A 12,580-nucleotide genomic window follows, 5' to 3' on the forward strand; every position below is an offset into this window, starting at 1 on the left:
ACTCCTCACAAAATGCCGATAAATTTGCCCGCTACGCCGATCGCTACGGTGACGCCAATCAGCTTCACCGGCGAGAAACCGCGCTTCATCAGGAAGAAAATGAGTAGCGTGAAGCACAGCGGCAACAGGTTGGGCATCAGCTTGTCCAACACGTCTGTCTGCAGCGCCACGCTGGCCTTGCCGGCATGCATGACCAGCGGCGTGGACAGGTGCACATACGAGGCCACCAGTGCGCCGATCACCGTCATGCCGACGATCGACGCGGCATGAGAAATGCGCCGGGTGTGGGTCTTCAACAGCGCCAGCGCGCTGGTGCCGGCCTGATAGCCGTAGTGCGCCAGCCCAAAGCGCAGGCCGAAGTGAAACAGATTGAACAGCAGCAGGAAGACGATCGGCCCGAACAGGCTGCCCTCCAGCGCCAGCGAAGCGCCTATCCCGGCGCAAATTGGCAACAGCGTCAGCCAAAACAGCGCGTCGCCGATGCCGCCGAGCGGCCCCATAAGCGCCACTTTCACCGCGCGAATGGTGGAGATCTTCTCCTTGTTCTGTTCCATCGCCAGCACCAGGCCGGACAGGAAGGTGACGTCGAACGGGTGCACGTTGATAAATTCCATGTGCATCTTCATCGAGTTGGCCAGATCCTGCGGGTTGCGGTGGATCTTGCGCAGCCCGGGGATCAGCTGATACAGCCAGCCGCCGGCCTGCATACGTTCATAGTTGAACGACGCCTGCAGCAGCAGCGAACGCCAGGCCATGCGGTTGATGTCGCCGCGCGTCAGCGCTTCGGCGGGTTGGTTATCCAGGTAGTCGTCCTGCTCCACCTGGCTGGTGACCAGCGCCTGCGCCATGCGTTGCTCGGCCTTTTGCGCCAGCAGATCGTCGGAATCGTTAAATGCCATCTTCGGCGTCCTCCTGCGGAGCGGGCCGGGCCGTCGCCTCTGCTGCGCCGCGTTGCGTGTTGAAGAAGTCGATCAGGGCGATCGCCAGGGCACCCAGCGCCACCGCCAGGATCGGCAGCTTGAGGAACGTGACCGAGATGAAGCCAAGGATAAAATAGGCCACGTAGGTTTTTTTCATCATCACCTTCATCAGCAGCGAGAAGCCGATCGCCGGCATCATGCCGCCCGCCACCGCCAACCCGTCCAGCAGCCAGCCTGGCGCCTTCTGCACCATGGCGCTGGCCACATCGGCGCCGAAGTAAATCGGCAGGAATGCCACCACGAAATAGAAGATGAACAGGATGCTGATGCCGAGATAGTTCACCCGTTCGATGCCGCGCCAGTTCAGCTCCTTCACCATGCGATCGCAGCGGTGCATCATCGGCGAGAACAGCGTAAACAGCAGCGTGATGCAGCCCTGCACCGCAATCGAGAACGGTACCGCCACGCCGATCGCCACTTTAGGGTCGGCCTTGGTCAGAATGGCGAACGCGGTGCCGATCACCCCGCCAATCACCACGTTAGGCGGTTGGGCGCCCGCCAGCGGCACCATCCCCATCCACACCAACTCCAACGTGCCGCCCACCAGCAACCCGGTGTAGACATCGCCCAAAATCAGCCCCACCAGCGGCCCCATCACCACCGGCCGGTGGAAGTGGGTCAGGCCGTCGAACAGGTCAACCCCCGCCAGCCCGGCCAACAGCGCAATCAATAACGCATCCGTCAACATGCTTTCCCCCTGGCTCAAAAGAGCAGTTTGCCGATCGCCTCGCCCGCCTCATCCGGCACCCGGCGCACTTCGCACTCCACGCCCAGCGCCGCCAGCGCGCGAAACGCGGCCACGTCGCCGTCGTCCAGCGACACCGTTTTGTGCACCTGCCGCTTCCCCTCGGCGAAGTGCATATTGCCGACGTTGACGAACCGGATCGGCACCCCGCCGCGCACCAGCGTCAACACGTCCTGCGGCGTTTTGCACACCAGAAAAATCTTCTGCCGATCCGCCGCCTTGTGGATCACGTCGATGGTTTTCTGCAGCGTGAAGTAGCGGGTCTGCACCCCTTCCGCCACCACCATGTCCATCAGGTTCTGCTGCACCGGATCGGCGGCCGCCTCGTCGTTGGCCACCACCACCAGGTTGGCGCCGAGGGTGTTGGTCCAGGTCACGCCCACCTGGCCGTGCACCAGGCGATTGTCGATACGGGTCATTAAAATGTTCGGCATGCTAGCGGCCCTCCGGGTAGCAGGCGGCGTGATAATCGTCGAGCACCTGCGTCACTTTATGCAGCACCCACTCCTGCGGATCGGCGCTCAATTCGCCGGCGTTCATCGCCCGCGCCTGATCCGGCAGGTACTGGCTGAGCAGCGCCAGCGGCGCCGGGCTGCGGCGCAGGTTGTCCAGCAAACCGTCGACCGCCTGCTGCACCTGCGGCTGCGGCCAGTAGTAACGCACCCGATCGCTCAGGCTGTAGTGGCGATCGAGATACTGCTGGTGCGGCGTGCCGTGGTAGTAGCGGCTCCACTGCTGCGGCTGCTCGCGCATCACCTGCTCCAGCGTGGCGCACAGCTGCGCCGACTGGCGTTCCCCCAGCCATTCACGCTCGATGCGATCGAGGGCGAACAGCGCTTCGCGCAGCGCGAAGGTCAGCGCCGGCCCCACCTTCAGGATGGCGAAGTGATCGCGCACCAGTTGGCGGTAGGCCTGCGGTGGTTGGTAGTCCGTAGAGTGCGCTTCATAGATCATGCCCGGCTGCCGTTCGATGAAATGGCTCAATGCGTCGGCGCGCTGCGGTTGGTAATGCTCAACGCTGTGGTGATCGAACTCGACGCCCGGCTGTACCACCAGCGCGATAGTTCGCTGCCAGGCATCGTTCAGCTCGGCTTTTTGCCAGGCGATGCGGTGCGTTTCCAGCGTTTGCGCCACCGCCTGCGGCGTGGTGACCTGCAGACCCGCCAGCGCCTCCTGCGCGCCGCCCGGCACCGGCACTTCGGTGCCGATCACATAAACCGGCGCTTCGCCGCCGCTCTGCGCCCAGGCCCGCTCCGCCACCGCGCACAGGCGCGCCGCACGCTCAGCGACCGTGGCATCCCCCAGGGGCGAGGGATCGCCGGCGCACGACATGGAACAATCGAGGTGAATTTTGCGAAATCCGGCGCGAACGTAATCGTCGATCAAGGTTTCCGCCAGCGCCATCGCCTCCTGAGCCGGGCGATCTTGCCAGGCGTTGGGCCCCAGATGATCGCCGCCCAGCCACACTCTCTCGCGCGCCAGGCCAACCTCATCCGCCAGGCGCCACAGCGCATCGCGGAACTGGGCCGCCGTTTGGCCGGTATAGCCGCCGAACTGATTGACCTGGTTGGACGTCGCCTCTACCAATACCGGCGTGCCGCGCGCTTTGGCCTGCCGCAGCGCGGCCTTCAGAACCCAGGGATGGGCGGAACAGACGGAAAAGATCCCGACCGGCATACCGGCCTTGTGCTGCTCGACAAGCTGTAACAACTGCTGCATGAAGCCCCCATGCAGGCGCCCTGCTACCGATCGGCGATGATGACCTCCACGCCCAGCTCGGTTAACGCCCGCTCGTAATCGTCCGGAAGACGGCTGTCGGTGATCAGCCGATGGATTTGTCCGGCTTCGCGAATCATGCAAAAGCTCTTGCGACCGAATTTGCTGGCATCCGCCACCGCGATAATCTCGCGCGCCACCTCGCACATTACGCGATTGAGGTGCGCCTCACCGGGGTGAGGCGTGGTGATGCCGGCGCTCAGATCGAACCCGTCGACGCCCAAAAACAGCTTGTCGAAGCGGTACTGACGCAATTGCTGCTCGGCAGCCGGACCGTAGAGCGAGTAAGAGTTGCGACGCACGCTGCCCCCCAGCACCATGACCTCTACCCCGTCGTTTCCCGAAAGCTCGTAGGCAATGTTCAGCGCATTGGTCATCACCACCAGATCGCGCCGCCCCTTCAGGAACGGCACGATCTGCGCGGTGGTGGAACCGGAATCGAGGATCAGCGCATCGCCGTCGCGCACATAGCCGGCCGCCGCGTTGGCGATCAGCGTTTTGACGTCGCGATTCAACCGCCCTTTGTCCCGCAGCGGCCGATCGAAAGCGAATTGCTGATTGAGCATCGCGCCGCCGTAAGCGCGCAGCGCACACCCTTTTCGTTCCAGAAAGCGCAGATCGTTGCGGATCGTCACCGTGGATACCGCAAACTGTTTGCTGAGCTGCTCCACGCGCACGCTGCCGTGCTCGCATAACAGATCGATGATGTGTTCACGTCGCTTTGCGGTATTCACTGGCATGAGCTGCGGTCCTCAGGTTTCCGGCATCGCCGGGGAGAAGATGGCTTTCGCTCTACTGCGCTGGCATTACAGCAAAGCGAAAGCAATGAAATTGTGATCGGGCTTACAGCCCCGTTTTAGCAAAAAAACCGCCAAAAAACCTTTCGAATCGAAACGGATCGAAAAGCCAAAAAGCGGAAAGGGGGAAAAGTGAAATGCCATGACGGGCGCGAACGCCGGGGGGCCACGGAGCCGGCGGTGAGGAAAGCGAAAGCGGCGCATGGCGCGCCCCGCGCCATGACTTTTAGTTCACTCAGTGACCAGGATCACATAATGGCAATTATCCTGCGGCCGGCAGGGGTTAACCGCCATCATCCCGCCGGCCCGTCCCCTTGTCAGCGTGAGCCATCTTCCCTACACTTGCGATCGGATACCGCCAATTTGTCGGTACGTAAGCGTTAACGTCAATCAACGCATCACGCCATGCAGCACTGATTGACTGCATGCCCTGGTGCGAGGAACCCATGCCGCAACCCGCTTCATCCCCAACGTCCACCGCGACCCCGCGTCGCCGTTTACACCGCCCTGTCCTGCTGATCGTCGGCATTATGCTGATCGCGGCCAACCTGCGCGCCGCCCTGACCAGCGTCGGCCCACTGTTGGAGCAGATCCAGCAACAGCTGGCGTTGTCCGCCACCGCCGCCGGCCTGATCAACTCGTTGCCGCTGATCCTGTTCGCCGTTCTCTCGCCATTGACTCCGGCGCTGGCGAAACGCATCGGCATCGAGCGCACCCTGGGCCTCGCCCTCGCGCTGCTGGTCTGCGGCATCGCGCTACGTTCCCTGCCGCAAGACGCCATGCTCTGGCCGGGCAGCATCCTGATCGGCGCCGCCATTGCCTTCGCCAACGTGGTGCTGCCGACGCTGGTGAAAAGAGATTTCCCGCATCGGGCCGCCGCGATGATCGCCGCCTATGCGGCGGTGATGTCACTGGTTGCCGCCATCGCCTCCGGTCTGGCGGTGCCGCTGGCTGCCCTGGCCGACCTCGGCTGGCGGTTCTCTTTGCTGTGCTGGGGTTTGCCCGCCTTGCTGGCGCTGCTGGTGTGGCTGCCGCAGCTACGGCGCTCGGCCACTCCCGCCACCAAAGAACCGAAGCCGACGGAGCCACAGCGCTATCGTTCTCCCTGGGGCAGCGCGCTGGGCTGGCAAGTGGCGATGTTCATGGGGCTGCAATCGATCGCCTTCTACACCATCATCGGTTGGTTCAGCGCCTTTGCCGCCAGCCACGGCACTTCCGCCCAGCAGGCAGGATTCGAGCTGTTCGTTTACCAGGTGGTCGCGATCGTCGCCAACTTTGTCATGGTGGTGATTTTGCCGCGGGCGCGCGATCAGCGGGCAATCGCGCTGGGCAGTTCCCTGCTGATCTTTATCGGCGTCGGAGGATTATTGGTGCAACCCGCCAGTTCACTGGTGTGGCTGACGTTTGCCGGATTGGGGGCGGGGAGTTCGCTGGTGCTGGCACTGTCGTTTTTTGGCTTACGCAGTCAGCATCATCATCAGGCGACGCTGCTGTCGGGTATGGCGCAATCCGTCGGCTATTTGTTGGCGGCGCTGGGGCCCACGTTGTTCGGCCTGCTGCACGATCTGACGGATGGCTGGCGTTTGCCGCTGATCGTCCTGCTGTGCCTGACCGTTTTGCAAATGCTGTTCGGCGCGCTGGCCGGCCGCAGCCGCGTGATCAGCTAGCGCCGTTGGGCGATGGGCCGTGCCGGCTCAGGCGCGCTATCCTGCCACAAGTCTTCAATGAAGGCGCGTTGCTCATCGCTCAACACCCACGAAGGCGGAATTTTGGACTGCGCACGACGCTGTGCGCCCTCACGGTTTTTAGCCTGCTTTTTGTTCACAAGTCGCCTTCCTGCTTAACCTACTTAATTCAGTAACCAATAAATCACGGCGCCGATGAGTAGCCAAAACAGCCCACTCCCGATAAATACGCACAGCCATGCTTTACGTTTGATATCTGATCCATCCTTGCTCACCACAGCGCCCTCAACCAATAGATTAAACCATTCAAATTGAGATTATTGATCTATTTTAACGATCGATAAAGTCGTTTTTTCCTATGGCATTTTAAAAAACTGCTGCTACCCATAGACCTGCACTGCAGCCTCAGTAAGGACGGCACCGTGGATACCCTTGTTATCGGCAGCCGTTAACTTGTATTGATAGGCGAACGAATGTGCAGTGTGCCACACCTTGAGAGGTCAAAATTAAACCACTGGTAAATAATTCAGCAGTCAATTATTTGACTGGTCATAAGGCAAATCGGCAACAGACCGCGCTGAAGGGGGGAGAGAAAATGAAGCGACGTACTGAAATCCTGCGGGGGAGCACCGGCCCGTTTTAGTCTCGCCCGGGCCGGCGTGAGTTAACCGATTCTACTGACGGAATCCCGGCTGGCGTGTTCACGCTCAATGCCGGTCAACTCGCGTAAATGGCCTGAGCGCATCTCAAGCAGCCGATCGGCGTGTTCAAAGTAGTGATCGTCATGGCTGATGGCAAACACCGTTTTGCCCAGCGCGCGCAATTCAGGCAACAGCTCGCGATAGAAAATCCGCCGGAACTGCGGATCCTGATCTGCGGCCCATTCATCCAACAGCAGAATATCGCGCTGCTCTGCCACCGCCAACAACAGAGCCAGGCGTTTACGCTGCCCCTGCGACAGCTGCGGGTTGGTCACCCTGGTGCCGTCGAACTGCAGTTTGCTTTTCATATTCAACCGCTCGAGCCAGCCGGCGACCAATTCCGCATCGGGTTCACCACCTTCCGGCCCCTGCAAGCGATCGAACTGATGAAAATCGGTGAAAATCGCCGAAAACAGCCGACGGTAGTCCGGCATATCCGCCGCGGTCTGTGCGACCCCATCCAGAACGATGTGCCCGCTCACCGGTTGGTACAACCCGGTCAACAACATCGCCAGCGTTGACTTGCCGCTGCCGTTGCCGCCGATCAGAAAGACCAACTCACCACGGCGCAGCGTCAGATTGAGCGGCCCGACGGCAAAACCGGGCTGCTGTTCGGTATCCGCATAGTGAAAAACCACGTCGCGTAGCTCCAGCGTCTGCCAGGAACGGCCAACGGCGGCAGGAAACGCCGCTTGATACTCGGCCAGGCGCAGCGTCTTCAGCTTGTTAAAGGCCACTTCGGCGCTGACCAGCGTCGGAAACGCCCCGACCGCCTGCAGTAATGGCGTGCGCAAGAACAGCAGCGTCAGTGAATAGGTGGCGGCCACCGCCGAGTCCGCCCATCCCAGACTGTTGGCCATAAAGAACACCAGCCCAATCGCGCCCAACATCATGATATTTGACCAGTTGAGCGCGCTCAAATGGAAGGTGTCGGCGCGAATGATATGGTAGCGATAAGCTTGCGCATCGGGCTGATAGGCCTGTTCGTACAGCGCCTGCGCCCGCTTGCGGTTCAACGTCAGCTCCTTACGACCGTCAATCACCGACTCATAACGATGATAGAGACGCTCTTCAGACTCACGCAAACTGGCCATATGACGATAAACCCGTGACACCAGGCAGCCGCTGCCCACGACGGTCACTGCCACCCAGACTGCCGTGACCGCCAGCATTTTCGGTGATAGCCACCCCAGATAGGCCGCCGCCCCCAGGGTTAAAATCACCCCTTGAACCAGCTCAGGCAAGCGCACGAAGGCGACGGTAATATTGCGGATATCGCTGGACAGGCTGGCCAACAATGAGGCGCTACCCAATTGTTCAAGGCGTTCAATATCGGTATCCAAAATGCGCTTCACCAGCTGCCCACGCAGGCGATAGACGAAGTAATGGCCCAATGTCGTCAGCGCCAATTGCGAGCCCAGCGTGACCGCCATCAGCAATGCCAGCAGGGCGAGAAACATCGGCAGCACGGCCAATGCATTGCCGCCGGCCTCCATCAGGTATTGATTGATAAATGCAATGATACCGATGCCTAAACCGGCGCTGGCCATGGTCAGCGCCATGACAGCCAGAAATGGCCAACGGTACTGGTGATAAACCACCCGTAGCAGTTCCATGAAAAAACCTCTGAAGTCGCGATCTGGCAGGCATTGTAAGCGGCGTGAGAATGAGATCAAGACGAATTCTCATCACAATTTATCAAGCACCGATCAGAGAGAGGGTATCTCATGGCTGTCTAACGGATGAAAACTCTCCATGGGGCTCTTACAGAGATGCTAAATATTCGCTAATTAAATAGCCTCATGAAACAAATAAAATAACCATATAAAATACAAAATATATTCACTTGAAAAATGAAAAAATAGAAAAGATAAAAAAACCATCTATTAAAAAATGAAATTATTTATTTCCTTTGCCGCCCATTATGCTCCAATGCTTTAATAAAACTTCATGATATAAATCGCCAACATCAAAGACGCAGGAAAGAAAAATGAAAAAAAGGAAATTTCTCAGCCAGGTTGAAATTGAGCAACTGATTGCTGCCGTGCATGAGGGGAAAAATAGCATTCGAGATCGTTGTCTACTATTAATGTGCTTTATTCACGGTTTGCGGGTTAGCGAACTGCGTGCTTTACGCCTGGAGGATATTGAGCTTACCTCCAATCGGATCCATATATCCCGGCTGAAAAACGGGTTTTCCGTTCAGCATCCGATCCAACCGCGAGAACGGCAGGCGCTGTTACATTGGTTGGCCCAGCGGACGAGCTATCCTGACGCAGAAGCTCCATGGTTATTCCTGTCGCGCCACGGCGGACAAATATCACGTCAGCAGCTGTATCGATTAATGAGAATGTATGGCGAAATGGCCGGTATTAACGTTCAGGTCCATCCTCACATGTTGCGACACTCCTGCGGCTACGCCCTTGCGGATAAGGGGATCGATACGCGTTTGATTCAAGATTATTTAGGACACAAAAATATCCAGAATACGGTGATCTACACCGCGACCAACGTAGAACGATTCCGCGCAATCAGCATTTAATCTCACAATGAGAATAACTACGCGGGACCTCGTCCTTTGCTAAACAGCGCATCGAGTTTGGTACAAACATCAGATGGGAAGATGCAGCCCGGCACGTCATCAACGGCCTACTCCAGCACGACTTTAACGCCGAGCTGCTTTTCATGCCTCAGCGCCCAGGGGCACGCCGCACTGGTTATGCTAGCGGTAAACCTGCCGATAAATCATAACGCCATACCCTTCCATTAAAGGCTAGGTCCCCTTTGACCATTTCCCCCCCAATTGCCGCGTAATATTGCCGTGCAAAGAAAACAGTTCGCTGTCATTCTTTACCTGTAGTTTACGCATGGCGCTGCATTTATGCGCGCTGATCGTCTTGATGCTGCGGCGTTGCAACTCGGCGATTTGCCGCAGGCTCATACCGTTAAACAAAAAGGCCAAAACGTCGCTCTCACAGCGGGTCAACTTTCGCGTGCTAACCTCCTCTCCACTCACGGAAGGCGCCAGAAAAGCCCCAATCTGCGGACTCAACACACGTTCCCCCAGCAACACGCGATTAAAAAACTCCGCCACCAGCGGCAAAGCGTCATCTCTGGCAACGATGCTGACATTAGGCTGGTTCAACAGGCGCCCTAACTCTTCTGCATTCTGGCAGCAGGTATAGACGATTACCCGCAAGTCGGGCAGCTGCGTGCTCAGAGCCAGCAATGTTTCTCTGCCCTGAGCCACGGTCTCATCTTCGCCGTCCATTTCGGTAATCAACACGTCGGCCTGCTGATAGACCACGCTGTCCGCCACCGCGCGGACGCTGGTTTCCTTTACGACGACTTTTGCCTGGGTTGGCAGCGTTTTTAAAAAACTCGCCAACCCTTCCAACGTTAATGGACATCTGTCCATTATCGCTATGTTCAGCGGTTGCTGACGCCATAAATGCATAATCTGCTCCTGTGCTTGCTTAGCCGAAAGGCATTTCGCGCATGCCTAGCGAACAAAGGATGAACCTTGCGCAGCCATCCATTTCCCCTGAAGGTACAATTCCCCATCGCTGTGAAATCCCAACTTCAACATCGCATTGCGTTTATGGGTGCTGACGGTGCGTATATCACGGCACATCGTTAACGCCACGTTGGTTACGCTTTTACCGGAAAACAGCTGGGTCAGCACATCCAACTCCTTCGCCGTCAGGGGCTTGTCAGCCGTCGCTTCATGCAACTGACGTTGACGCACCCGATGGCTGAAACTGCTGCAGCCCGTCAAAACCTGTTGGACGCAGTGAGTCAACGCAATGGCCGGCTCCTGCTTCAACATCAGGCCGCTGATGCCGGAGGCGATCAGTTGCCGCAGCAGTCTGGGTTCATCCAGCGCCGTGCAAATGACTATCGCGGTGTCCGGCGAGTTTTCGCGGACTTCAGCGATCAACCGGAAACCGTCCAATACCGACTCTGATTTACCGCACAAATCCATCACCAATAAGCGGTGCACATGCTGAGTGAATAAGGTTCTCAATGCCACCAGGTTAGTCACCTGCCGAACGTTGTCGGGCTGCAGGCCGCAGGACTCAATCAAGCGATTTCTCATCCCCAACGCCGTGATGAGGCAGGGCTCCATGATGGCCACGGCCCCCGTCGTTGCCTTACCGGCCGCCAAAGTCGCTCTTGATGGATAATTACTATTCATATCATCACCTTAAATCTGTCGTTAGCATTCCACTTAGGACGGTCTTTTTGTCTACTGATAGACAAAAGTGACCTGCAGGACACCCTCTATCGAGCCAGGCGTAGAACCGCCATTGGTGCTGTATGCCCGCGCCCGCAAATTGAATTTGGCTTCATGCGTCGCCTGATTAACTGACTGGGTCATGCTCTTGCCATTGCCCAGGTTCGCTCCCTGGTTGTTTTGCAATTCAATTTGGACCCGACGAGAACCGCCGGTGCTTTTATATAAGCTGGTGCTTTCCTCAGCGGCCGTCCCGCTGAAGGTCGCGACAACTGACGTGGTGGTACTCGGACAGTTTTTTAGCGTCAAAGGGAACTCCACCCAAGGGCTGGAGGCCCCGGAGGTCGCCAGGACGGCGGCGGAAATGTCATCCCCCAGATTGACCGAAATCGAGCCGTTTGCGCCGTCGATTTCGCAGGGCGCCGCTTTGATGTTGCCGGTAATGACGAGTTTTGATGTGGCTTGCGCTGTCGGCATGGCCAAGAGCAACAGGCCAGCCAGCGCCAATTTGCAGCTGATACCGCTAATAACCTTCCCCATACTTTATTCCTTCTCGTTAAACGCCGGGCACGGCCCGCTACCGTTGAAATATCCGTTTATTGAATTTCTGCCTGAATGGTCGCCGTTGCATTGAACTGCCCGACGGCAGGGAGCTGGCCGGTGGTGTTGATCGGATAGATGCTGATCCGTGAACTGCCACTCTGATTGGGATATTGGAAGTTATCGATTGGCAAGCGCCCGCTCTGAGGCCGAATCACATTGCCCTGCATATCCTTAATCATCACGCCAATGTCGCGATTGCTGGTTTTCAGCGCCTCAGGCATGCTGCCGTCAGCCTCGCCGCGGAATGACAGGCTGACCTTGACGCCGGCGGAAATATTGCGACAGGCCAGCGTCAGCGTTCTCTCTTCTGGAGTAAAACGGGGCGGCATCGCGCCCTTGGTTTGGATATTCGAGGTCAGGATGTCGCCAAAATTGACCGTAACCACTTGCGGATCGATAACACAACTCTGCGGCACGGTGACGGTGCCACTCATTGATATCGTGGAGACCGGCACATCGCTTTTCACGCCACTCGCCACCGAGACATAGGTGTCCACCAGGCGGGTGCTGGGGATTGTGGTCACGCCAACGAAAGGGCGGCGGAAATACAGATGAATTCGCCCGCGAGCGCCGCTGTTGTAGGGCGTGCTGGCACAGGATTCGTCATCGCCATCCATATCGGTCTTAAAGTTAGACTCATTGGTGAACGGTGCGGCAATAAACTCATTGCGATATCCCGCCACGAAAACTTCGCTCGCGACCCCCAGGTATTCATTCAACGCGTAATACGTTAACCCCCCGCTGCTGAATACCGGCTCGCTCAGCAGCATTTTGGCGGTGACATAAGACGCCGTACGCGTCTGGCATTCGCACTTCACCCGATAAGAACCGGGCAAATTCCAGTTGCCGCCGTCAGCATTCTTAATAATCCGCCCCACCACGTTTTGCGACGGGTCGGTTAAAACCGGGGAAAAGAGGAATGAAAACCCATGAGTCCCCGAAATAGGAGCACACTGCCCGAAAGCCGCCTGTACTTGTGGTGCGCTGAACGTTGCGCACGCCAATAGCCCGCCGACGATGATCCCTCGTTGAATCGATATTCCTGTCGCCATCATA

General features: G+C 58.0%; 13 protein-coding genes. 2 read left to right on the top strand and 11 right to left on the bottom strand.

Annotation, left to right across the window (positions count from 1 at the left end; all coding sequences use genetic code 11):
* Positions 1–5: 5 nt before the first annotated feature.
* The 5 genes from V8N38_RS20305 to agaR are packed head-to-tail and all read right to left on the bottom strand — an operon-like array spanning position 6 to position 4,241.
* A complete protein-coding gene (locus tag V8N38_RS20305) occupies positions 6–899 on the bottom strand; it encodes a PTS system mannose/fructose/sorbose family transporter subunit IID (RefSeq protein WP_147840313.1) in 894 nt (297 codons plus the stop codon).
* Positions 889–1,668: a PTS N-acetylgalactosamine transporter subunit IIC gene (agaW, locus tag V8N38_RS20310; protein WP_147840312.1), complete on the bottom strand. Its 780-nt coding sequence runs from the start codon at positions 1,666–1,668 to the stop codon at positions 889–891. The genes V8N38_RS20305 and agaW overlap by 11 nt, the downstream gene beginning before the upstream one ends.
* A gap of 14 nt (positions 1,669–1,682) precedes the next feature.
* Positions 1,683–2,159, bottom strand: coding sequence for a PTS N-acetylgalactosamine transporter subunit IIB (agaV, locus tag V8N38_RS20315; RefSeq protein ID WP_019455696.1), 477 nt, complete (start codon positions 2,157–2,159; stop codon positions 1,683–1,685).
* Between the two features lies 1 nt (position 2,160).
* On the bottom strand, positions 2,161–3,444 hold the full coding sequence (locus V8N38_RS20320) for a D-tagatose-bisphosphate aldolase, class II, non-catalytic subunit (RefSeq protein WP_060422965.1): 1,284 nt from the start codon (positions 3,442–3,444) through the stop codon (positions 2,161–2,163).
* A 23-nt stretch (positions 3,445–3,467) separates the two neighbouring features.
* Positions 3,468–4,241 (bottom strand): transcriptional repressor AgaR, encoded by a 774-nt coding sequence (gene agaR / locus V8N38_RS20325; protein WP_004931804.1) that lies wholly within the window; start codon positions 4,239–4,241, stop codon positions 3,468–3,470.
* A gap of 503 nt (positions 4,242–4,744) precedes the next feature.
* Between agaR and V8N38_RS20330 the strand changes: the two genes are divergently transcribed.
* A complete protein-coding gene (locus V8N38_RS20330; protein WP_060441336.1) occupies positions 4,745–5,965 on the top strand; it encodes a CynX/NimT family MFS transporter in 1,221 nt (406 codons plus the stop codon).
* A gap of 182 nt (positions 5,966–6,147) precedes the next feature.
* On the opposite strand, the gene V8N38_RS20335 is transcribed toward V8N38_RS20330, so the two are convergent.
* Positions 6,148–6,261, bottom strand: coding sequence for a YmiA family putative membrane protein (locus V8N38_RS20335; RefSeq protein ID WP_072265486.1), 114 nt, complete (start codon positions 6,259–6,261; stop codon positions 6,148–6,150).
* Positions 6,262–6,647: 386 nt separating this feature from the next.
* Positions 6,648–8,300: a multidrug ABC transporter permease/ATP-binding protein gene (locus V8N38_RS20340; RefSeq protein ID WP_060441335.1), complete on the bottom strand. Its 1,653-nt coding sequence runs from the start codon at positions 8,298–8,300 to the stop codon at positions 6,648–6,650.
* Between the two features lie 374 nt (positions 8,301–8,674).
* Here V8N38_RS20340 and V8N38_RS20345 point away from each other — a divergent pair, with 374 nt between their 5' ends.
* Positions 8,675–9,226 carry a tyrosine-type DNA invertase gene (locus V8N38_RS20345; protein WP_147840311.1) on the top strand — a complete coding sequence of 184 codons (552 nt, stop codon included), beginning with the start codon at positions 8,675–8,677 and terminating at the stop codon, positions 9,224–9,226.
* Between the two features lie 231 nt (positions 9,227–9,457).
* Here V8N38_RS20345 and V8N38_RS20350 read toward each other — a convergent pair whose 3' ends face one another.
* From V8N38_RS20350 to V8N38_RS20365, 4 genes are read right to left on the bottom strand one after another with little or no spacing between them, the layout of a single operon-like run.
* Positions 9,458–10,141: a response regulator transcription factor gene (locus V8N38_RS20350; RefSeq protein WP_055313678.1), complete on the bottom strand. Its 684-nt coding sequence runs from the start codon at positions 10,139–10,141 to the stop codon at positions 9,458–9,460.
* Positions 10,142–10,186: 45 nt separating this feature from the next.
* Entirely contained in the window at positions 10,187–10,882 is a 696-nt protein-coding gene (locus V8N38_RS20355) for a response regulator transcription factor (RefSeq protein ID WP_055313677.1), read from the bottom strand.
* A 51-nt stretch (positions 10,883–10,933) separates the two neighbouring features.
* Positions 10,934–11,461, bottom strand: a complete 528-nt coding sequence (locus V8N38_RS20360) for a fimbrial protein (RefSeq protein WP_055313676.1) — start codon at positions 11,459–11,461, stop codon at positions 10,934–10,936.
* 56 nt (positions 11,462–11,517) lie between these two features.
* Entirely contained in the window at positions 11,518–12,579 is a 1,062-nt protein-coding gene (locus tag V8N38_RS20365; RefSeq protein WP_080432965.1) for a fimbrial protein, read from the bottom strand.
* Position 12,580 lies beyond the last annotated feature (1 nt).

Origin of the sequence: Serratia nevei (assembly GCF_037948395.1) — a bacterium.
In the GTDB taxonomy this organism is placed as follows: domain Bacteria; phylum Pseudomonadota; class Gammaproteobacteria; order Enterobacterales; family Enterobacteriaceae; genus Serratia; species Serratia nevei.

What these genes read in the sequence shown, in the direction of transcription:
- agaV (WP_019455696.1), bottom strand. Translation starts at nt 2,159, where the DNA reads ATGCCGAACATTTTAATGACCCGTATCGACAATCGCCTGGTGCACGGC.
- V8N38_RS20360 (WP_055313676.1), bottom strand. Translation starts at nt 11,461, where the DNA reads ATGGGGAAGGTTATTAGCGGTATCAGCTGCAAATTGGCGCTGGCTGGC.
- agaW (WP_147840312.1), bottom strand. Translation starts at nt 1,668, where the DNA reads ATGTTGACGGATGCGTTATTGATTGCGCTGTTGGCCGGGCTGGCGGGG.
- V8N38_RS20330 (WP_060441336.1), top strand. Translation starts at nt 4,745, where the DNA reads ATGCCGCAACCCGCTTCATCCCCAACGTCCACCGCGACCCCGCGTCGC.
- V8N38_RS20365 (WP_080432965.1), bottom strand. Translation starts at nt 12,579, where the DNA reads ATGATGGCGACAGGAATATCGATTCAACGAGGGATCATCGTCGGCGGG.
- V8N38_RS20350 (WP_055313678.1), bottom strand. Translation starts at nt 10,141, where the DNA reads ATGCATTTATGGCGTCAGCAACCGCTGAACATAGCGATAATGGACAGA.
- agaR (WP_004931804.1), bottom strand. Translation starts at nt 4,241, where the DNA reads ATGCCAGTGAATACCGCAAAGCGACGTGAACACATCATCGATCTGTTA.
- V8N38_RS20355 (WP_055313677.1), bottom strand. Translation starts at nt 10,882, where the DNA reads ATGAATAGTAATTATCCATCAAGAGCGACTTTGGCGGCCGGTAAGGCA.
- V8N38_RS20340 (WP_060441335.1), bottom strand. Translation starts at nt 8,300, where the DNA reads ATGGAACTGCTACGGGTGGTTTATCACCAGTACCGTTGGCCATTTCTG.
- V8N38_RS20345 (WP_147840311.1), top strand. Translation starts at nt 8,675, where the DNA reads ATGAAAAAAAGGAAATTTCTCAGCCAGGTTGAAATTGAGCAACTGATT.
- V8N38_RS20305 (WP_147840313.1), bottom strand. Translation starts at nt 899, where the DNA reads ATGGCATTTAACGATTCCGACGATCTGCTGGCGCAAAAGGCCGAGCAA.
- V8N38_RS20320 (WP_060422965.1), bottom strand. Translation starts at nt 3,444, where the DNA reads ATGCAGCAGTTGTTACAGCTTGTCGAGCAGCACAAGGCCGGTATGCCG.